Genomic DNA, 20,705 nt, shown 5'->3' with positions numbered 1-20,705 from the left:
TTCAGAGCACGTTCGACAGGCGGCCGTAGAGGAGCTCATCCACGCCTTCGGCGTAGATGTCGCCCTTCTCGTCCACGCGCAGCGCGTATTGCGGCAGGTTCTGCGTCGCTTGCCCCCATATCTGCTGGCCCCCGGCTTCGCAGTCGAAGCGCGAATAGTGGCCGGGGCAGTTCAGCGTGCGGTCGTCGGCGCTGTAGTTCAGCGGGTATCCCTTGTGCGGACATACGGTGGAGAAACCGACAATGTCACCGTCCGGCCCCGCGCCGCCCTCGACAGGCGTGCCGAGCTTGAGCAGCACGCCGGGTGCCTCTTCGTCGGGATAGGTGACGTCGAAAGGTTCGTTGACGGCCAGGTCGGCGATATTGCCGAGGCGGTTCGAAGGATAGTCCACGCGGGCGAGAGCCGCCTGCGCCCTGGCCGGTGCGGCCGGAAGCGTGACGGCGGTGGCGGAGGCTGCGGCGGCAAGCGCTCCGCCTCGCAGAAACTGTCGGCGGCCGACATCGATCAATTTGTTGCAGCGATCCATTCCATCCTCCCTGGTTTGCGACTGGGTACGCAGGGGAGGGAGCAAGGACGGTGCCAGTTGACATGCGACGGCCGGCGCAAGCGAATGCAAGGCCTTGCGGTATATGCCGAAAACATGTGTCCGAATTTCCGGACATGCTGCGCTGCCGTTGGTCCGGAAACCCGGACAGAGCGGGAATTGCAGGATTCCGGTCGATTTCAGCGGCTGGTGGCGCTAGTCTGTCCGGCAGGGAGGATCGACGATTTGACCGCTCGGTACCCAGCCACGAGCCAGGGACTCACGCGCCGTTCGCTGCTTGTGCTGTGCAGCGGCGCAGCCGCGTCGCTCGCGCTGTCGCCCGGCTCGGTCTCCGCACAGGACGGGTTCAAGTTCGGCCTGACGCCGGTTTTCCTCTCTAACGACCTCGAACTGCTTGCGCTTCTTCGTGCCTATCTCATCGAGGCGATCGGCGAGCCCGTGGAACTTGTCAGCCGACGCACCTATCAGGAAATCACGGCCTTGCTCGTGGCGGGTCAACTCCATGCGGCGTGGATCTGCGGCTATCCCTATGTCCAGTTCAAGACCGAACTCGATCTCGTCGCCACGCCCTCCTGGCATGGCAAGCCGCTGTACCAATCCTACCTGATCGCTGCCGCAGACAGTCCGACCGAGCGGTGGGAGGACCTGAAGGGCGACATCCATGCCTTCTCCGATCCCGACTCCAATTCCGGCTTCCTCGTCACGCGTGCGCTTCTCGCCGAGAACGGGTTGAAACCCGAAGGCTTCTTCGCTCGCACTTTTTACACATACGGCCACCGCAACGTGATCCGCGCCGTCGCGTCAGGTCTCGCCCAATCCGGCAGCGTCGACGGCTACGTATGGGACGTGATGCGTGAGATGGAACCTAACCTCGTGGATCAGACCCGGATCGTGCGCCGTTCCGAATGGCTCGGCTTTCCTCCCGTGGCCGCGTCCAGGGCGCTTGCCGGCGATCCGCGCGTCACGCGGCTGAAGGAAGCGCTGACGGCGATGGATCGGCACGAAGAAGGCCGAAAGGTGCTGGCGCTGCTGCGACTGGATGGATTCGTCGCCACCGAGCCGGCCCTGTTCGACGCGATCGCCGCCAAGGTCGATGCGGTGAGGCGGTTCGGATGAGGTTTTTCCGTCGCCTTCGCGCCATTCCAGTTTCCTATCGGGTGCCGATCCTGGTGGCGCTGCTGATGGTGGGGATCAGCGCGGTGATCTCCGAGCGGGTGCTCGACCGCCTTTCCCGCACGCAGCAATCCTCGCTCGACGGTCTCGCCGGCAGCTATCTCGACGGTCTGACCGCGGCCGTTCTGCCGGCCGTCTTGCGCGGCGATGTGTGGGAGGTCTTCGACGCGCTCGATCGATCGCAGAAATCCTACCAGGCGCTCTCGCCGATCGAGGCCGTCGTCACCGGCGCCGACGGCAAGGTCCTGGCGGCCACCGACCCGACCCGCATCCCGTCCTTCTCGGAGTTGCCGGAAGCATATGCCTCGCGTTACGGTGCGACCACGGTGACCTTCGACCGCGAGGCGGACACCGGCTTCGCCTATCGCGACCTCGTCTATCAGGGTCAGAAGATCGGTGCGATCCACACGGCCTTCGATGCCTCGCACATCTTCGCCGAACGCCGCGAGATCCTGGTGACGCTGCTCGTCACCAATGGCATCCTCGCCGCGATCTTCTCGCTTGGCGGATTTCTGCTGGCCCGCCGCATGATCATGCCGATGCGGGTGCTGGAGGATCATATGCGGGCCGCCGCAAACGGCGTTGCCGAGCCCATTCCGGCACGGGAGTTCCCCTCGCGCGGCGGCGAGGTGGCGAGCCTCTTCAACGGCTACAACGCGCTCGTCCACGCCGAGCGCGAGCGTGCCAATTTCGCCATGCAGCTTTCCGAGGAGGAGAAGCTCGCGAGCCTCGGACGGCTGGCTTCCGGCATGGCGCACGAGATTAACAATCCTCTCGGCGGCCTGTTCAACGCCATCGACACGCTGAAGACGCACGGCAGGACGCCCGGCGTGCGCGACACCTCGATCAGCCTGATCGAGCGCGGGCTGAACGGCATTCGCGAGGTCGTCGAAGCCGCCCTTGCTACCTATCGTCCGGAACGATCGGCCCGGCCACTCGGCGCCGACGATCTCGAGGATGTCAAAGTGCTAATGAAGCCGGAACTGCGCCGGCGCAGACAGAGACTGGACTGGCGGGTCGACTGGCCTACCGGGTTCACCGCTCAGATCCCCGGCGGCCCGGTGCGACAGGCGGTCCTGAATCTGCTGCTCAACGCCAGCGCAGCCACCCCGGAAGCCGGCGTGATCGGTCTGAGCGTCGCGCGGACGGCGCACCGGTTGACGATTTCAGTGTCCGACGAAGGTCCAGGCATGCCCAGGGATTCTATCGCGATACTGGGCGACGACGATCCTGGGCCGGCGGTCCGCGCCGGAAAAGGATTGGGGCTCTGGATGGTCCGCCGCATGGTCGACGCCTGTGGAGGCAAGGCAACCGTGGAAGCCAGGCTGCCGGTCGGATCGGTCGTCACGCTGACCATGCCAATCATGGAGGAAACGCACAATGAGCGCAGCCATGCCGCTTGAGCGTGCACGCGCGGGGTTGGTCGAGGATGATCCGGTGATGGGCGGCTCCATCGTCCAGCGACTGGAACTCGAAGGCTGGGACGTGACCTGGTGGCAAACGGGACGTGAGGCAGTCACGGGACTGGGACGTGCCGCGGGCTCGCTCGACCTCGTGATCTGCGACATCCGGCTGCCGGACATGTCCGGTGAGGCTGTGTTCGAGATGATGAGCCGGCAGCCTGACACGCCGCCCTTCCTGTTCGTTACCGGATTCGCCGAGATCGACCAGGCAATGCGCCTGATGCGTTGCGGCGCCGTCGACTTCATGACCAAGCCCTTCGCCATGGACGATTTCCTGAAGCGGATCGAGAGCGGGCGGCGCAGCAACCGCTCCGGCATGCGGTTGAAGGAGTACATGCTGGGCCAATCGCCGGCGATCCAGCACGCCGAAGACCTGATCCATCGTTACGCCGCGCACGACCTGCCGGTATTGATTACCGGAGAGACCGGATCCGGCAAGGAGGTCGCAGCGCGGCTCCTGCATCAGGTTTCAGCTCGCGCTGAGCAGCCCTTCGTCGCGGTGAACTGCGCGGCGATCCCGGCCGATCTGCTGGAAAGTGAGCTCTTCGGCCACGAGAAGGGCGCTTTCACCGGTGCCCATCAGCGCCATCTCGGCTATGCAGAACGCGCCCGCGGCGGCACGCTTTTCCTCGACGAGATCGGCGACATGCCGGCCGCCCTTCAAGCAAAGCTGCTGCGCCTCATGGAGAACGAATCCTTCACGCGGCTAGGCGGTGAGACAGCCGTTCCCTTCCGCGCCCGGATTGTCGCGGCCACGCACCGCGCCTTGGAGCCAGGACAGGCATCCGGCTTCCGCGAGGACCTCTACTTCCGGCTGGCCGTGCTACCCGTCGACATACCGCCGCTCAGGCTGCGGCCGGAGGACATCGTCTGGCTGCTCGATCGCTTCCTGGAGAACGCCACCGCACGCTCCGATGCCCGTATCCGTGGCTTCAGCGCCCTGACGGAGGAAGCAGCCCTGGCGCATCCATGGCCCGGCAACGTTCGAGAGCTGCGCAACCGCGTCGACCGCGCCGTCGCGCTAACGGCGTCGGAATGGATCATGCCCGGCGACCTCTTCCCGGATCGCCCTGGGAACGGGCCCAGGCCGGGTTTCCTCCCGCTGGCCGACGTCCGCGACGCGGCCGAGCGGCGGCAGATCGAACGCGCGCTCGAACAGACCGACGGCCAGGTCATCAAGGCGGCCGAATTACTCGGTATCGGTCGTTCGACGCTCTGGGAGAAGATGACGCGGCTCGGGGTTCGAGGTTAATTGGGCGCCGCACATCTACGGCGCCGAGAAACTCGCGGCAACGCCCGACGGGCGCTTAGGTGAACGAAGGCTGCTTGCAGGATCGGAGATTCCGGGCTTTGCAGCTTAGTTCGGGCGCGAAGCAGCCAGTGGACAGCCTCGCCGCATAGATGACGTAGTCCACACGGCTACCGCCTTCCGGCCTTCTGACGTTTGGCTAACTAGCACGGTGGGGATCGCTCCGTAAGGCGGGATCGCGGCTCCGGTTAGGAGCCCACTTTGGTAGCGGCCTGCATTGAACCCCCGACAGCCATTCCAAAGAAAAACAACGGCTTAGGCTTTTGTAGGATTTGTTCGCAGCATACTTCTAAAAGTTTTTTTGGAAAATCAATAAGTTATTGAAGTTCGGTGGTAGCGGAGGACCGCTACCGTCAATCCCCACACCTACCGGAAATACGCTATAGGCTTCGATTGTTCTCTCGGCTTCTGGCGGCGTAGCCGCATGATCTGTTGGGCGCCGGAAGCCGCCAGTCGGCTTCGGATCTCAGACCTGTTGCAGTGGAGCGCCAGGTCGGCACCTGTATTGTTGTGACGTGGCCACTTCCGAGCCTTGTTGAGCGCCTTTTTGCGGATAGCGAAGATTCGGCAAGTGGCATTTGCCCTCGATCCCGCAGCCGCTACAGGCGGCCAAGATCACTGCGTTCGCCGACATACCCATCGCGGCCAAGAGAGCGGAAAGCATCGGTGCTAATTGGCGTGAGGCACCGGGGCCCGTTGCCCATTAGTCCCGTGTTAAGAAATGCGGCCTGCGCTCGAACGTGATCTGAAATCCCCGACCGGTCAGAAAATCCCGTGCACGGACGGTATCGCGATTGCCGATCCCAGAAACCCACTCGGAAAACAATCGCACCGCCCGTCGGTTCATGTGTCGTGAGGGGCAGACCAGCCAGTAACCCGGAAACTCGATGACGTCGAACTCAGCCGAAAGCGGAACCAGTGCGCCGCTCGCCAGATCGTCGAATGCGATCGACGTGCTGTCCAGCGCGACGCCCACTCCGTCTTTGGCCAGTTGTATCGACATCGACGATCGATCAACACGGTAGGGATAGGCCACCACATCGTGCGCGCCAAGAGCACAAGCGTCGTGCAGTGGATGCCGGACGGCGCCGCTATTCTGATCCAGGCGAACGGTGATAGCCTCGGCAGCATCCCGGCGGCGGGAGCGTGCCCCTGTCGACTCCTTCAGCAGCTATGCACCGGTCGTCGAATTCGTACTCCCGAAGACCGGCCCGGAGCACCTGTTCGCCAACAGTCCCTGCACAAGGGCGCGACGCCGCTCGCTTTTGTTGAACCTGACCTGACATCCTGGGCTCAGTGCAAATGGCGCAAACCGGCCGGGCTAGAGAAAATTGCAAGCGACAAACCCATTCTCTATAACGAATGGATATAGGCTGAATCACGCCGAATGCTTGATTGGGGAGAAGTCGACCGGTGGATCTCAGGCAATTACGCTACTTCGCCCAGGTCGTGGAGAGTGGGTCGTTTTCCAAGGCGGCACAGGTTCTCCATGTCGCCCAGCCGGCAATCAGCCAACACGTCAAGCGCATTGAGGAAGAGCTAGGTATCCCGCTGCTGCATCGAACGGCGCGCGGCGTTGAGGCTACCGAGGCAGGCAGCCGGCTCCATGTCCATGCCAAGCGCGTCCTTGCCGACTTTGCCGAGATCCCCGACAGTGTCAGAGGTACATTTGCCCTTCCGCGAGGGGAAGTGCGCTTCGGCATGCCGGGCACGGTAAGTGAGTTGCTCGCGGTGCCTTTGATCGAAGCGGCAAAGCTCCGTTACCCGGATGTGAGGATCCGTGTCGTGGAAGCGATGAGCGGATATGTGCTCGAATGGCTCCGTCGTGACGAACTGGACCTGGCGATGATCTATGCCACGGCTGATCCGAGGGGGCTGGCGGTTCATTTGGGGCTGTCGGAAGAGATCTGCCTCTTCGCCAGCAAGGACTACGTGGGCCGCATCAAATCCGAACCGGAAACGATCCGGCTCGCCGACATTGCTGATTTGCCTCTGGTGGTGCCTGGGCCGAGGCATGGGCTGCGCGATCTGATCGAAAGCAGCGCCACGGCGGCGCACATTGCGATAACTCCTGAGATCGAGATCGATTCATACAATCAGATCAAGAGGCTGGTGGATCGCGGAGTGGGTTATGGCATTCTTCCGCGGATGGCCATCGACAGGGAGGTCGAAGGCGGCGTGTTCCGTGCATGGCGGTTCATGGATCCGATGATAACGCGCAAGGTCTATCTCGCGTATTCGACTGAACGACCACTTGCCGCGGCGCCCCGCGCCATCGGCCAACTGGCCTGGGAGATCCTGCGGGATCTGGTTCGCACGAAGCAGTGGACAGCGACCCTTTCCGACGAATCCCATCGGCCCGCACTCTATCCCTAAACGACGCAGCGTCCTGAACCCCTGGTTCCGGGGCGTTGAGAGAAAGGGGGCAAGACTTCGCTATAGCCCTCATTCAGAAACGGTATTTGACCGTCTCGATGCCGCAGTGTGTGTTCTGGGGCAAATGGAACGAGGCATGGGAGAACGCCGTGGCGGGCCCGCTAGAGGGAATCCTTGTTGTTGCGCTCGAACAGGCGGTGGCAGCTCCGATGGCCAGCTCACGGTTGGCGGATGCGGGTGCCAGGGTCATCAAGCTCGAAAGGCCGGAGGGCGATTTCGCCCGCAGCTATGACGCCTATGTGAACGGGCTCGCCAGCTACTTTGTCTGGAACAATCGCGGCAAGGAGTCCTGCGTCGTCGATCTCAAGACGCCTTGTGACCTCGCACTGGTCGAAGAGATGCTCGCAAGGGCCGATGTCTTCATCCAGAATCTCGCGCCCGGCGCGACCGACAGGCTGGGGATCGGCAGCGGTGATCTGCGCCGCCGCTTCCCACGCCTCGTCGTGTGCGACATCGCCGGCTATGCGCCGGGGACCCCCGACCACACGCGCAAGGCCTATGACCTTCTCGTGCAGGCAGATGCGGGACTCTCCGCGATCACGGGTTCGGAAACATCGGGTCCTACCCGTGTCGGCGTGTCGATCTGCGACATCTCGACGGGGCAGGCCGCGTATGCTGCGATCGTAGAGGCGCTCTATGCACGGGAGAAGACGGGCAACGGAAGTCATATTCAGCTTTCGCTGTTCGATACGATGGCCGAATTCATGAACGTCCCGTACCTTGCGCGCAAATATGGCGGAAGCGAGCCGCCGCGTCCCGGCTTGGCCCATCCGTCGATTGCGCCCTATGGCGTGTTCCACACCATTGACAGCGACATATTGATCTCGATCCAGAACGACCGCGAATGGACGGTGCTATGCGAGACTGTGCTCGGCGATCCTAGCCTGGCATCCGATCCGCGTTTTGCCACCAACAATGCGCGTGTCGCAAACCGCCCGGCCGCAGATGCGCGCGTGCAGGAATCGTTTTCTCACCGGTCTTTCGCGGAACTCGCCGAACTGCTCGACCGGGTGCGCATCGCCTATGGCCGTGTCTCGAACATGGGAGACCTTTTGGTCCACCGCAGTGTGACCGTAGCGAATGTCGAGACGACAACAGGTACCGCCGAGCTTATCGCGCCGCCGGTCATCGTTGACGGGCGGCGACCCGAACTCGGCAGGGTTCCGGCACTCGGAGAACATAGCGAAAGCATCCGCGAGGAATTCGGCACCGACAAATCCTCACGTCCCGAAGCGCGCGCATCGGCAGGAGGCACGCAATGAGCCTGACACGGGAACTGATAGGTCTGATCCGCGCCAAGCCGGTGGTCGATGCGGATCTTCAAAGCGCGGCGATGTTCGTGCTCGATACCGTGGCCTGTGCGCTGGGTGCAGCCGAAAGTGAGCCGGCGCGCATGCTGAGCGCGGTTGCGCCGCCTGCGAGCGGCGACATGGCCCGCCGTGCCTTCTATTTCGGCGGCTTGTCGCACATTCTGGAAATGGACGATCTGCACCGCGATTCCGTCACTCATCCCGGTTGCGTGGTGATCCCCGCGGCGTGGGCCGCAGCCGAAAGCCGCGATCTTGGCGGTATCGCCTTTCTAAAGGCGGTTCTGGCCGGCTATGAGGCATGCTGCCGGGTCGGCATGTCCGTCGGCAAGACGCATTACAGGGTCTGGCACAACACCTCGACCTGCGGTCCTTTCGGCTCGGCGATGGCGGTTGCCGAGTTGATCGACCTTTCCGACAAGGAGGCGGTATGGGCGCTTGGCAATGCCGGCACGCAATCATCCGGCCTGTGGCAGTTCCTGGAATCGGGCGCCATGTCGAAGCATCTGCACACGGCGCGCGGTGCGGAATCGGGGGTACTGGCCTCGCTTCTGGCGGCGGAAGGCTTCACCGGCGCAGCCGATATACTGGAAGGGGACAAGGGCTTCTATGTTGGCTTGTGCCGCGACCCAGATCCCTCGGCGATCACCGCCGCTCCGGACGGGCCGTGGGAGCTCACCAGAACGTCGATCAAGCCCTGGCCATGTTGCCGCCATACCCATCCGACCATCGACGCGGCGATTGAGCTTCACAGCCGTCTTCAGGGGGCCGAAATTTTCAAGGTGTCGGTCGGTGCCTACCAGGCGGCACTCGATGTCTGCGACCGGCCGGACCCGCAGGGCGCTTATAGCGCCAAGTTCTCGCTTCAGCACTGCGCCGCAGTCGCCCTATGCGACGGCAAGATGGAGCAGACGAGCTTCGATGCCTCGTCGCGAGCGCGAATTGCGGAGCAACGCTCAAAGGTTGATCTTCACCTGTCCCCGTCGGTGAACGGCGCCTATCCGAAAGCCTGCGGCACAGAAGTCAGAGTCGAGACCAGCGATCGCCGCGTGCTTAAGGCAGTCCGGAACGAAACGAAGGGCGATCCGGAGAATCCGGTGAGCGCGAACGAACTTTCAGCCAAGGCGCATGGGCTTCTTGTCGAGGGGGGCATGCCGGCAGGCAAGGCCAGCGATCTGGTTTCTGCGATCCTCGACCTCGTCAACGACCGTCCTGTGCGCAGCCTTGGGTTGTTTGCGTCGGCCAATCACCCCAGTCCCCATTTCGCCCGGAGCGCCTAATCGATGTTCACCCCTCAAGACCACGAAGAAATTCGCGAAGCTGTCCGGAAGCTCTGCGAGCGATATCCTGCGGAATACTGGCGCGAACTGGATGTGGAACGGGCCTATCCTGAAGCCTTCGTCAATGCCCTTACGGAGGCCGGCTATCTCGCGACGTTGATCCCGGAGGAATATGGTGGGGCGGGCCTCACGCTTTCAGCCGCTGCCGCGGTGCTGGAGGAGATTCACCGTTCCGGTGGCAATGGCGGCGCCTGCCACGCGCAGATGTATGTAATGGGTACGGTGCTGCGCCATGGTAGCGAGGCGCAGAAACAGAAGTATCTTCCCGGCATCGCCTCGGGCGAGTTGCGCATGCAGGCGTTTGGCGTCACCGAGCCTACGAGCGGCACCGACACGACCTCGATTCGCACCTTCGCGCGGCGCGAGGGCGATCACTATGTCGTCAATGGGCAGAAGATCTGGACGTCGCGCGCCGAACATTCGGACTTGATGCTCCTGCTTGCCCGCACGACGTCGAAGGACGAGGTCGCCAAGAAGACCGACGGACTGTCGGTCTTCATCCTCGACATGCGCGAGGCGCGGGGGAACGGGCTTTCCATCCGGCCGATCCGCACGATGATGAACCACGCCACGACCGAAGTGTTCTTCGACAATGTGCGTGTGCCGGCAGAAAATCTGGTTGGCGAGGAAGGCAAGGGCTTTCGCTACATCCTATCCGGCATGAATGCCGAGCGTATCCTGATCGCCGCCGAATGCATCGGCGACGCCAAATGGCTGATCGAAAAGGCGGCCGGCTACGCCGGGGAGCGCCACGTCTTCGGCCGCCCGATCGGTGCGAACCAGGGCATCCAGTTTCCCATCGCGCGCGCCTACGCCAACATGCGGGCCGCCGAGCTCATGGTCCGCGAGGCGATCAGGCTCTACGAGGCGGGGGAGAATTGTGGCGCCGAGGCGAACATGGCCAAGCTGCTCGCGGCCGATGCCTCCAACGAGGCCGCGAACGCCGCGATCCAGACGCATGGCGGCTTCGGGTTCGCCGAGGAATATGATGTGGAGCGCAAGTTCCGGGAGACGCGACTCTATCAGGTCGCACCGATCTCGACCAATCTGATCCTGTCATTTCTGTCCGAGCATGTGCTCGGTATGCCGCGCTCGTACTGAACGAGGCCAGAATGAGCAGCATGGACGAGAATCCATTCGCGGAATGGATCGGGCGCAAAAGCGAGGCAGAGGATGTCGTCACGCCGCGTCTGGTCGCGAGCTTTCGGGCAACGTTCGCCCATTACCTCGCTGCAGTGGGCGAGGGAGAGGCACCGCTCGGCATCCATTGGTGCCTGTCACCGGCGATCGCGCCGGTGGAGGCACTCGGAGCGGACGGGCACCCCGCAAAAAACCGCGACCTCCCACCGATACCATTGCCACGGCGGATGTGGGCCGGCGGCAGGATCGAGAGCCACGGACCCATACGCGTGGGAGACCGCGTGAGGCGGGAATCGACAAACGGTTCCATTATGCGCAAGCAGGGACGCAGCGGCGAATTGTGGTTCGTCGTCATGCATCACGACTACCGCACGCGGCGCGGCCTCGCCATTCGCGAACGGCACGACATCGTCTATCGCGAAGCTGCGAAACCTGAGAGCAGCCGGTCGGTCGAGCGCTCCGATGAGAACGCAGGATTCACGGACACGATCGACGGCTCCTGGGTGGTGGAGACGACGCCAACCTTGCTGTTTCGCTATTCCGCTTTGACCTTCAATGGCCACCGCATTCACTACGACCAGGACTACGCGACGCGCGAGGAGGGCTATCCGGGCCTCGTCGTCCACGGGCCGTTGCAGGCCACCTTGCTCTACAATCTCGCGGCCGCAAGCATGGGTCGAACGCCGCGCCACTTCGACTATCGCGGATTATCGCCAGCGATCGCAGGGAACCCGATACGCGCCCGCCAATCGTCGAAGAACGGCTCCCAATTCATCACCGAAGGTGTTTCCGGCACCATCCATATGGAAGCGAGCCTGCAGGAACACGGGGAAGGAAAATCGTCATGAACGCCCAAGTTTCATCAGATGCCGGCATCGCTGCATCGAAAGGTGTTTTTATCGACAATCACTGGTCGCCGGCCGCGTCCGGCAAGGAGATCGATGTTGTCGCGCCAGCCGAGGGACGCGTCTTCGCACGGATCGCTGCCGGTGGACCGGAGGATATAGACCGTGCCGTCAAGGCCGCACGGCGCGCGTATGAAGGGGAATGGGGAAAGCTCGCTGCGTTCGAGCGCGGGCGGCTGCTTGCTCGGCTGGGCCTGCTGATCCTAGACAATGCGGACGAACTCGCGGCGTTGGAAGCGCGCGATTGTGGCAAGCCGATGAAGCAGGCCTGGGCCGACATTGCGGCTTGTGCCCGTTACTTCGAATTCTACGGCGGCGCCGCGGACAAATGGCACGGTACGACCATCCCGTTCCTCAACGGCTATTTCGTCGCCACCGAGCGCGAGCCGCACGGGGTGATCGGCCATGTCATTCCCTGGAACTATCCGGCGCAGATGTACGGCCGCACGCTCGGACCGGCGCTGGCGGCCGGAAACGCGGTGGTGATGAAGCCCGCCGAGGAAGCCTGTCTGACGCCCCTCCGCCTGACGGAACTGGCCGCCGAGGCAGGCTTTCCCGCCGGCGCGATCAACGTCGTTCCCGGTCTTGGGCCGGAAGCGGGGCAGGCGCTGATCTCGCATCCGGGCGTCGACTTCCTCTCCTTCACCGGCAGCCCCGAGATCGGTGTGCTGGTGCAGACGGAAGCGGCCAAGAACCACATTGCGTGTACGTTGGAACTTGGCGGCAAGTCGCCTCAGATTGTCTTTTCCGACGTCGATCTGGACGAAGCGCTGCCCACGCTCGTCAACGCTATCGTGCAGAATGCTGGCCAGACCTGTTCGGCCGGGTCGCGCCTGCTGGTGGAGCGTTCCGGCTACGATCGGATCGTCGGCGCGGTGGCGGAACGCTTCGGCAAGTTGCAGGCCGGCACTCCGGATATGGATCTCGATCTCGGTCCCCTCATCAGCCTGCGCCAGAAGGGTCGCGTCGAGAGCTTCTGCGCGAAGGCGGCAGATGACGGGATCGCCGTTCTTGCGGAAGGCAAGATCGCCGAGGGCGCGCCCGAGAACGGTTTCTTTGTGGCTCCGAGGCTGTTTGGCCCGGTGCCCCAGGCAAACAGCCTGGCGCGCGAGGAAGTGTTCGGACCGATCCTTTCGGTCATACCGTTTGAGGACGAGGCGGACGCGCTCACGATCGCCAATGGCACCGACTACGGCCTTATCGCCGGCGTGTGGAGTTCGAACGCCAAGCGGGCGACACGCGTTGCCCGCAAGGTGCGAGCCGGGCAGGTCTATATCAATGCCTATGGGGCGGGCGGCGGTGTCGAGCTGCCCTTCGGCGGGGTACGCAAATCCGGCCATGGCCGCGAAAAGGGTTTCGAGGCGCTGCACGACTTCACGACTTTGAAGACCCTCGTCTTCAAGCACGACTGAGCAGGAAGGCGCGGGTGGGTCAGTTCGTTTCGAGCGCGGGCTGCCCCTTTCAGCGGGCAGGCCCGATCTGGCCGATCGCTTGGCGGGCGTTCGCGCCTTTTTCGTCCTCATAGGCTCGGGCGAGGTGGCAAACGAAATCGGCGGGGTGGGAACAGGAGAAGAGCTGGAGCGTCGCGGCGACGTTTCGGATGACATTCTCTTGCGCGATCTCGGACATGATCGGTCACTCTATGCCAGGCGGGTCGATTTCGAATTCCTCGGCCCCGAGCGGCCGCGATTGCCAATAGCAAAGCGTCATCACGCCTATAAGGGCTCCGAGGTCGAGGACCGCGCTTGCGGCTATATCGGCGCGTTATAGCCCACCAAGCGAATCTGTCTTTGCAATGCTGGCACAAGACGAGGACCTTCGCGGAAGTGGAGGAGCGCGCAACTATTGCGCCGTATCATATGGAGGAACCCGTGAAGGCAAGACGTATCATTCTGTCGATGGCGACAGTGCTTGGACTGGGAGTCGCGCAGACCGCGTTTGCCCAGGACGTGCCCGAGAACATCAAGATCGGCATCACGACGTTCACGTCGGGTCCGGCGTCTGTCTTCGGCGTTCCCGCGCAGGCGGCGGCCGAAATGATTGCCGAGAACATCAACGAGGCAGGCGGCATACAAGGTGTGCCGGTAGAGCTTCATTTCGTCGACGAGGGAGCCGGCGCCGAAACACTGACGACCGAGGTCCGCCGGCTTGTCCAGGACCTCGACGTGGATGTGATGATGGCCGCGATCTCGTCGGGCAACTGCATCAACCTGACGCCGCTGCTCGAAGACCTGGAAGTGCTCAACATTCTCTGGGACTGCGGCACCCAGCGCATCTTCGAGGAGGCAGAATACAAGTACAATTTCCGTACGCAGGCCAATGCGACGCCGGAAATGATGGCTGCGCTGCTCTACCTGCTGAAAACAATCCCGGATTTCGAGACGATAGCGGTCATCAACCAGGACTACGCCTGGGGTCGCGATAGCTGGGAGCTGTTCTCCAGCGCGCTGATGAAGCTGAAGCCGGATGTCCAGGTCGTCGCCGAATTGTTCCCACGCCTCGGTGCCCCCGACTTTTCGGCTGAGATTTCCCGCCTGCTCGCCACGCAGCCCGACGTGATCCTGTCGACCTCGTGGGGTGGCGATCTCGATACGTTGGTCCAGCAGGCCAGTCAGCGCGGCTTGTTTCAGAATTCCACATTCGTGCTGCCGCTCGCTGAATCGTCCATCCAGCGTCTGGGCGGCGTGCTGCCCGACGGCGTGATCATCGGCGCCCGCGGCGACCACTATTTCTTGCACCCGGAATTGCGGGACGACAAGAACCTGGGCGACTTCGTCGAGCGCTTCCGAAAGCGGACCGGCAACTATCCGATCTACCCCGCCTTCCACATGGCGCAGGCATTCGCGGCGCTGCAGGCGGCCTACGACAAGGCAGCGGATGCCAATGGCGGAAAATTCCCCGACCGGGCTCAGGTGCTCGAAGCCATGGAGGGCCTGGAATTCCAGGGCTATGGCCGTCCCTTGACGATCCGCGAGGACAATCAGGCTCTGGAGGCCCAGCTGATCGGAGTATCACGGACGGTGGACGGGTACGATTTCCCGATCATGGATGACATGATGATCTTCGGCGCGGCTGACATCATGGCGCCTGCCGGCGAGAACTCGCTGGATTGGATCGGGACGCTCGACCCGAGCTTCATCGACACCGAAGTCACGGAATATAAGCACGAGGAGTGATCCTCCCTGGCCGCGCCGAGCTCATCTTTGGGTGAGGCGCGGCCGTCTGCTTCCAACCGCTTCCAGGAGGCTTCCTTCCGTGCAAGTTCTCGTTCTCGCTACTCTCGACGGTATTGCCTATGGCTCGCTGGTGTTTCTGGTCGCCGTCGGGCTGACCCTCGTCTTCGGCGTGATGCGCATCCTCAATGTGGCTCACGGCAGCTTCTATGCGCTCGGCGCATATGCAGCGGCCAGCATAGGAGGTGCGCTGGCGAGCGCGGGCCTCTCGCCTTGGCTCGCATATCCGATGTTTATCGTCGCTGCTGTGCTGGTGGGCGTCGTTGTGGGTGGTCTGATGGAGCGCTTCCTGCTCCAGCGCATCTACGGACATGAAGAAACACTTCAGCTTCTGGTGACATTTGCAGTCTTCATGATACTCGACAATGCGCAGCGCCTGATCTGGGGCGTCCAACCCTATTTCTACTCCGAGCCATTGCGGCTGCTTGGCAACGTCAAAATCGCGGGTATCACCTATACCGCCTACCAGACGCTTTTCCTGCCGCTGGTCGCACTGGCAGTTCTGTTCGGACTGCGCTGGTTCCTGCGATACACGCTGGCCGGATCGATCATCGTCGCGGTGACGGAGGACCGTGAGGCGGCGACTGCCGTGGGGATCAATGCGCGGCGCGTGTTCTTTCTCACCTTTGTTATCGGCGTCACCCTCGCATCGTTAGGCGGAGCGCTGGCGTCTCCCACGACCTCGGTTCTGCCAGGAATGGGGGCGGAAATGATCGTGCTCTCCTTCGCGGTCGCCGCGACGGCCGGACTTGGCCAGATCGAGGGCGCGGCGGTCGCGGCCCTGATGATCGGTCTCGGTCGTTCAATGGCGGTTTTCTTCGCTCCCGAGCTTGAGGTGGTGATGCCCTACATCATCATGGTGCTCGTATTGCTTGTCCGGCCCGAGGGCCTGTTCGGCAAGTCGACTGCGAGGAAGATCTGATCATGATCATGCGCATCGTCTTTCCCGCTCTCGTGTTGCTCGCGGCGATCAATCCACTGTTTTTCCCTCAATGGGACGCCTTTCTAACGATCGTCTTCGCAAAGGCGTTGCCGGTGATCGGCATCATCCTCCTGCTCCAGGCGGGGCAGGTCTCCTTCGGCCACGCCATGTTCTTCGCGGTGGGTGCGTACTGCGCCGGCTTCGTCGGGCGATGGATGGGTGGCGGTGGCGAGATCGTCATCCTGCTTGTAGCGGCGCTGGGAGCGTCCGTCGTCGCCGGCCTGTTCGTCGGGATCTTCGTCGTTCGCTATCGCTACATATTCTTCGCCATGCTGAACCTTGCCTTTTCGATGGTGCTGTTCTCGCTGCTCGAAAAATTCATTCATATCACCGGGGGATCGGACGGATTCCGGATCGCGCGGCCGACCTTCTTCGGTCAGCAGCTTTCACGCTCGGATTTTGAGCTGGGCATCTACTATCTGGCGCTCGTCCTGCTGGCCGTCTCGATCTACGGCGTCTGGCGCCTGCTCGACAGTCCGATCGGGCATGCATTGAAGGCAATCAAGACCAACGAGACGCGCGTGGAATATCTCGGGATATCGCCACGGCGGACATTGCTGATCGGTTATGTCGTTTCGGCAGTGCTGGCCGGCGTTGGCGGAGCGTTGGTCGGCGTCTTCCAGGGTATCGCGACGCCGGACTATGCCTATTGGACACGCTCGGGCGAGTTCGTGTTCGTGGCCATACTGGGAGGTGCGGGACACGTCACGGGCGCGCTCGCCGGTTCCTATGTGTTCGAATTCATCCGGGTCACGGCGGCAGCCTATCTGGGCGATACCTGGCAGCTCACGCTGGGGGTCGTGCTTCTTGGCATCATCCTCTTCGCGCCATCGGGCATCGTTGGTTTGCTGATCAAGCTCGGCAATCGCGTTCGTGGCGTCAACAAGAAGCGGTCTCGATCGTCGATCGGTAAAGCCGGGGAGATTGCGTAATGAGGGCCCTGCTTTCGGCTCGGGACATCGAAATCCGGTTCGGTGGCGTCGTCGCTGCCGACGGCATCGCCCTCGATGTCTTTGAAGGTGATAATCTGGCGATCATAGGCCCCAACGGTGCGGGCAAGACGACGTTCCTGAATATCTGTACGGGCTATCTGGCGCCGCAGGCAGGACGCGTGACATTCAAGGGCAGCGATTTGCTTGGCCAGTCGCCGCGCGCCATCTCAAGGCTGGGAATCGCGCGAGCGTTCCAGATTCCGCAGCTTTTTGCGGAACAGACCGTGTTGGAGAACATGCTGCTGGCCGCGGCCTCCCGGGCTGGCCGGTTGGCACCCTTCTCCAGGCTGGTGGATATTCCCGAACGCGAGGATGCCGAGGCCATACTCGATCAGGTCGGGTGTTCGGACGTGAAGGAGAGGATGGCTTCCGAATTGCCGGAAGGCAAGCGCAAGCTCGTCGATATCGCCCTGGCGCTGGCGCTCAAGCCGACGGTGCTGTTGATGGACGAGCCGACATCGGGTGTCGCGTCGTCGGAGAAATTCGCGATCATGGATACGCTCATCGGCGCCCTGCGCGCGCAGCGTGTCACTTCCGTATTCGTCGAACACGACATGGAGATGGTGTCGCGGTATGCCAACCGTGTCGCTGTGTGGAGCACGGGCCGCATTCAGAAGGAAGGGGCGCCGGCGGAGGTGCTTTCGGACCCCGAAGTCATTCGAACAGTGATCGGAGGCTGACGATGCTGGCGCTGAAGAACCTGCAGGTCTCGATAGCATCGATCCCGATCCTGCGCGGCGTGAACCTGACGGTAGGCGAAGGCGAGACCGTCGCTTTCGTCGGCCGTAACGGAGCGGGCAAGACAACCACCTTGCGAGCCGTGATGGGGCTCCTGGCTTCGTCAGGCGATATCGAATTGGACGGTCAGAATATCCAGAAGGTGCCGCCGCATATGAGGCCGGGCCTCGGGATCGGCTACGCGCCGGAGGATCGGCGCTTGTTTTCCGCCTTCACCGTTGAGGAAAACATTCTCCTGCCGGCACGGGTGGCAAAGCTGTCGGCGGGAGAGACAAAGCGGCGGCTCGACCGAGTCTACACGATCCTGCCCGAACTCAAGGAGATGGGGCCGCGTCCGGCCGGGTCCGTGTCCGGCGGCCAGGGCAAGATGGTCGCGCTTGGACGGGCGTTGATGATCGGCACCAAGCTGATCCTGCTCGACGAGCCGTTTCAGGGGCTCGCTCCGGTGCTGGCCAATCGCTATGCCGAGGCTTTGCGCGCCCTCAGGGACCAGGACAGGTCTCTGTCCGTGGTCATCACCGAATCGAATCCCGGGCTGCTGAAAAGTTTCGCTGAACGCAGCGTGACGATCGAGCGCGGCGAAATCCAGGAAATGCCGCTGGTCGAGGCTGAAACGGCGTGAGGACGATGCGCCGCGCGCGCATGATCAATGAAATGGAGAGAGTGAATATGCGCTTGAAGGGTAAATCGGCACTCGTCACCGGTGCGGCATCCGGTTTTGGAGCGGAAATCGCCGCTACATTCGCGAGAGAAGGCGCGCGTGTGACAATCATGGATCTCAATGAAGACGGCGCGAAGGCGCAGGCCGAAAAGATCGGCGACGATGCGCAGGCCGTGGCAGGCGATGTCACATCCGTCGCGGATGTCGAGAGGGCGGTCGCGGCCGCAAGATCGGACGGGCGGCTGGACATTGTCGTCAACAACGCCGGCTGGACGCACCGGAACAAGCCGATCATGGAAGTGAGCGAGGAGGAGTTCGATAAGGTCTATGCGATCAACGTCAAGGCGCTGTTCCACATGACCAGGGCGATCGTGCCGGTGATGCGCGACCAGGGAGGCGGCGTCGTCCTCAATATCGGCTCGACCGCCGGCATCCGCCCGCGACCGGGCTTGACCTGGTACAACTCCACCAAGGGCGCTGTGAACCTGCTCTCCCGCTCGATGGCCGTCGAGCTTGCGCCCGACAAGATCCGCGTCAATTGCGTCGCCCCCGTCATGGGCGCGACCGGTCTTCTCGAGAGCTTCATGGGCGTTCCGGATACGCCGGAGAACCGCGCCAAGTTCATCGCCACGATCCCGCTCGGCCGGATGTCCGAGCCGAGGGACATCGCCAATGCCTGCCTCTATCTCGCATCCGACGAGGCAGAATTCATCACCGGCGTCGTGCTCGAGGTCGATGGCGGCCGGACGATCTGATCAGAAAGGAGGAAGCGGAGAGGGAAGGGCGGTTCTTTACGCAATTCAAACGAAGTAGCGGGAGCAAACTCGAAAGCGCTCCCGCCGACAACTCAGGAGGAGCAAATGTTTTCGTCGACACTTCGCATTCCGTTGATTGCCCTGGCTTCGGCCGCCGCGATGGTGACAGGGGCCCTGGCGCAGGAGAGCGACCAGCAGGAGTGGCCGGCAAATGCGCCTGATGCGCCAGAGTGGTGCAAATCCAAATGGGGGCCGGAAGACCAGATCGGCGCGGCGAACCTTCTGTCTCCGCAACTGGCTCTGGCGGCTGCCAAGCTGGTGACGGAAGGCAAGACCTATTCGCTCGGGGTTGAGGTGAACAAGAATACGCCCGCGTTCGGCCCACGCTCCTGGGCTCTGGTGATCAACCAGCCGGGTCAGACAGGCGGCGTGGGTCTGGGACCGACCAACACCAACTACAACGACGACATCTACATGGGCTACGTCGGCACCGGCTCGCAGATCGACGGGATCGGTCATATCGGCATCAACAATGTCTACTACAACTGCCACAAAAACAATGTGTTCGTGCAGGCGGACGGGCTGAAGCAGCTTGGTATCGAGAAGGTGCCGAATATCGTCACCCGCGGGGTGCTGCTCGACATGACGGACCACTTCGGCGTCGAGTTGCTTGAAGAAGGAACGGCGTTCAACCGAGCGGAAATCGAAGCTCAGGCCGAGAAGCAGGGTGTCGAGATTCGGGAAGGCGATGTCGTGCTTTTCTACACCGGCTGGCTTTCGCTGGTTGGACAGGACGATAAACGCTATATCAGCGCCGAACCGGGGCTGGGTCTGGATGGCGCTCGCTATCTGGCCGAAAAGAACGTGATCGCGGTTGGCGCTGACACCTGGGGCGTTGAAGTCATTCCCTTCGAGGAAGGGACAGGCGTGTTCGAGGTGCATCAGGAGCTGATCCCCAAGAACGGGATCTACATTCTGGAAAACATGAACACTGCCGAAATGGTGCGCGACAAGGTCTGGGAGTTCATGTTCGTGCTTGGCCATTCGAAGATAACGGGTGGCGTTCAAGCAATCATCAACCCAACAGCGATCAGGTAGCGCTGCGTGGAAAGCCAGAACGCCGAATCGGAGATACCACCCCGGGCGCGCAAGCGCTCCGCCCCCCTGTTTTAGCGACGCAGTGCCATATTACGCTAATGTCCTTTTGTGGAGCAGTTGGACATTGGACCCCAAAGTCACAGGGCAATTCGTGTCCTATTCGGTTTCGGATGAGCCAAGGGAGCCAATGCAGATCCGCAGGTCGAACTCAAATAGGGACGAGCGCTTAGCAATCAACGTAAGTGTGGAGAGAGCCGTATGGACATTGGCCGCAGTCTCGACTTTGTCGCGCCGCTGTTCGTCCCCGGCAACCGGCCCGAACGCTTCAAGAAAGCGGCTGCTTCCGGCGCCGACGCCATCATTATCGATCTGGAGGATGCGGTTCCGGCTGAAGCGAAAGTGGTGGCCCGTTCTGCCCAGCACGCTGACTTTACGGATCTGCCCGTGTTCGTGCGCATCAATGGCGTCGGAACGGAGTGGCACGCGGATGATTTGGACGCAGTCGGCCATGTACCGTTTGCGGGCATGATCGTTCCGAAGGCTCAGTTGGCGCCGGGGTTGGAGTCAATCTGCGCTTTGGCAGAACGGCACCACCTCCCTGGCCTGCTGCCGGTTTTGAGGACATGAAT

Annotated in this window: 20 protein-coding genes; 17 read left to right on the top strand and 3 right to left on the bottom strand. The window is 62.4% G+C overall.

What is annotated here, in order from left to right; all coding sequences use genetic code 11:
- Window position 1 precedes the first annotated feature (1 nt).
- Window positions 2-526 (bottom strand): arsenate reductase (azurin) small subunit, encoded by a 525-nt coding sequence (locus GM909_RS22460; RefSeq protein WP_157019445.1) that lies wholly within the window; start codon window positions 524-526, stop codon window positions 2-4.
- Window positions 527-769: 243 nt separating this feature from the next.
- On the opposite strand from GM909_RS22460, the gene GM909_RS22455 reads away from it, so the two are divergent.
- The 3 genes from GM909_RS22455 to GM909_RS22445 are packed head-to-tail and all read left to right on the top strand — an operon-like array spanning window position 770 to window position 4,432.
- On the top strand, window positions 770-1,660 hold the full coding sequence (locus GM909_RS22455; protein WP_407941343.1) for a substrate-binding domain-containing protein: 891 nt from the start codon (window positions 770-772) through the stop codon (window positions 1,658-1,660).
- On the top strand, window positions 1,657-3,120 hold the full coding sequence (locus tag GM909_RS22450) for a sensor histidine kinase (RefSeq protein ID WP_157019444.1): 1,464 nt from the start codon (window positions 1,657-1,659) through the stop codon (window positions 3,118-3,120). The genes GM909_RS22455 and GM909_RS22450 overlap by 4 nt, the downstream gene beginning before the upstream one ends.
- Window positions 3,098-4,432 (top strand): sigma-54-dependent transcriptional regulator, encoded by a 1,335-nt coding sequence (locus GM909_RS22445; RefSeq protein WP_328600475.1) that lies wholly within the window; start codon window positions 3,098-3,100, stop codon window positions 4,430-4,432. Before GM909_RS22450 ends, GM909_RS22445 begins: the two co-directional genes overlap by 23 nt.
- Before the next feature lie 760 nt (window positions 4,433-5,192).
- Here GM909_RS22445 and GM909_RS22440 read toward each other — a convergent pair.
- The gene (locus GM909_RS22440) at window positions 5,193-5,657 is read right to left on the bottom strand and encodes a LysR substrate-binding domain-containing protein (RefSeq protein WP_328600476.1); all 465 of its coding nucleotides are present in this window, start codon (window positions 5,655-5,657) and stop codon (window positions 5,193-5,195) included.
- A 245-nt stretch (window positions 5,658-5,902) separates the two neighbouring features.
- Here GM909_RS22440 and GM909_RS22435 point away from each other — a divergent pair, with 245 nt between their 5' ends.
- The 6 genes from GM909_RS22435 (at window position 5,903) to GM909_RS22410 (ending at window position 13,029) form a co-directional block, all read left to right on the top strand.
- Window positions 5,903-6,865, top strand: coding sequence for a LysR family transcriptional regulator (locus tag GM909_RS22435; protein WP_198174359.1), 963 nt, complete (start codon window positions 5,903-5,905; stop codon window positions 6,863-6,865).
- A gap of 149 nt (window positions 6,866-7,014) precedes the next feature.
- A complete protein-coding gene (locus GM909_RS22430; RefSeq protein ID WP_157019441.1) occupies window positions 7,015-8,187 on the top strand; it encodes a CaiB/BaiF CoA transferase family protein in 1,173 nt (390 codons plus the stop codon).
- Window positions 8,184-9,512: an MmgE/PrpD family protein gene (locus GM909_RS22425; RefSeq protein WP_157019440.1), complete on the top strand. Its 1,329-nt coding sequence runs from the start codon at window positions 8,184-8,186 to the stop codon at window positions 9,510-9,512. The genes GM909_RS22430 and GM909_RS22425 overlap by 4 nt, the downstream gene beginning before the upstream one ends.
- Window positions 9,513-9,515: 3 nt before the next feature.
- The gene (locus GM909_RS22420) at window positions 9,516-10,673 is read left to right on the top strand and encodes an acyl-CoA dehydrogenase family protein (RefSeq protein WP_157019439.1); all 1,158 of its coding nucleotides are present in this window, start codon (window positions 9,516-9,518) and stop codon (window positions 10,671-10,673) included.
- 11 nt (window positions 10,674-10,684) lie between these two features.
- The gene (locus tag GM909_RS22415; protein ID WP_157019438.1) at window positions 10,685-11,560 is read left to right on the top strand and encodes an FAS1-like dehydratase domain-containing protein; all 876 of its coding nucleotides are present in this window, start codon (window positions 10,685-10,687) and stop codon (window positions 11,558-11,560) included.
- The gene (locus tag GM909_RS22410; RefSeq protein ID WP_157019437.1) at window positions 11,557-13,029 is read left to right on the top strand and encodes an aldehyde dehydrogenase family protein; all 1,473 of its coding nucleotides are present in this window, start codon (window positions 11,557-11,559) and stop codon (window positions 13,027-13,029) included. The genes GM909_RS22415 and GM909_RS22410 overlap by 4 nt, the downstream gene beginning before the upstream one ends.
- 49 nt (window positions 13,030-13,078) lie before the next feature.
- On the opposite strand, the gene GM909_RS22405 is transcribed toward GM909_RS22410, so the two are convergent.
- Complete coding sequence (locus tag GM909_RS22405) at window positions 13,079-13,246, bottom strand: hypothetical protein (protein WP_157019436.1); 168 nt, start codon at window positions 13,244-13,246, stop codon at window positions 13,079-13,081.
- A 242-nt stretch (window positions 13,247-13,488) separates the two neighbouring features.
- Here GM909_RS22405 and GM909_RS22400 point away from each other — a divergent pair, with 242 nt between their 5' ends.
- From GM909_RS22400 to GM909_RS22365, 8 genes are all read left to right on the top strand, one after another.
- The gene (locus tag GM909_RS22400) at window positions 13,489-14,793 is read left to right on the top strand and encodes an ABC transporter substrate-binding protein (protein ID WP_235912020.1); all 1,305 of its coding nucleotides are present in this window, start codon (window positions 13,489-13,491) and stop codon (window positions 14,791-14,793) included.
- A 79-nt stretch (window positions 14,794-14,872) separates the two neighbouring features.
- Complete coding sequence (locus GM909_RS22395; protein WP_157019435.1) at window positions 14,873-15,772, top strand: branched-chain amino acid ABC transporter permease; 900 nt, start codon at window positions 14,873-14,875, stop codon at window positions 15,770-15,772.
- Window positions 15,773-15,774: 2 nt separating this feature from the next.
- Window positions 15,775-16,764: a branched-chain amino acid ABC transporter permease gene (locus GM909_RS22390; protein ID WP_157019434.1), complete on the top strand. Its 990-nt coding sequence runs from the start codon at window positions 15,775-15,777 to the stop codon at window positions 16,762-16,764.
- Window positions 16,764-17,504: an ABC transporter ATP-binding protein gene (locus GM909_RS22385; RefSeq protein WP_157019433.1), complete on the top strand. Its 741-nt coding sequence runs from the start codon at window positions 16,764-16,766 to the stop codon at window positions 17,502-17,504. Before GM909_RS22390 ends, GM909_RS22385 begins: the two co-directional genes overlap by 1 nt.
- Before the next feature lie 2 nt (window positions 17,505-17,506).
- Window positions 17,507-18,184 (top strand): ABC transporter ATP-binding protein, encoded by a 678-nt coding sequence (locus tag GM909_RS22380; RefSeq protein WP_157019432.1) that lies wholly within the window; start codon window positions 17,507-17,509, stop codon window positions 18,182-18,184.
- Window positions 18,185-18,231: 47 nt separating this feature from the next.
- Complete coding sequence (locus tag GM909_RS22375; protein WP_157019431.1) at window positions 18,232-18,978, top strand: glucose 1-dehydrogenase; 747 nt, start codon at window positions 18,232-18,234, stop codon at window positions 18,976-18,978.
- A 159-nt stretch (window positions 18,979-19,137) separates the two neighbouring features.
- Complete coding sequence (locus GM909_RS22370) at window positions 19,138-20,076, top strand: cyclase family protein (protein ID WP_157019458.1); 939 nt, start codon at window positions 19,138-19,140, stop codon at window positions 20,074-20,076.
- A 258-nt stretch (window positions 20,077-20,334) separates the two neighbouring features.
- Window positions 20,335-20,703 carry an aldolase/citrate lyase family protein gene (locus tag GM909_RS22365; RefSeq protein WP_157019430.1) on the top strand — a complete coding sequence of 123 codons (369 nt, stop codon included), beginning with the start codon at window positions 20,335-20,337 and terminating at the stop codon, window positions 20,701-20,703.
- Window positions 20,704-20,705 lie beyond the last annotated feature (2 nt).

The sequence above is a fragment of the Mesorhizobium xinjiangense genome, from assembly GCF_009749525.1.
GTDB lineage: Bacteria > Pseudomonadota > Alphaproteobacteria > Rhizobiales > Rhizobiaceae > Mangrovimarina > Mangrovimarina xinjiangensis.
The sequence above is the reverse complement of the archived record's forward strand: the minus strand, read 5'-3'. Positions and strand labels throughout refer to the sequence as shown.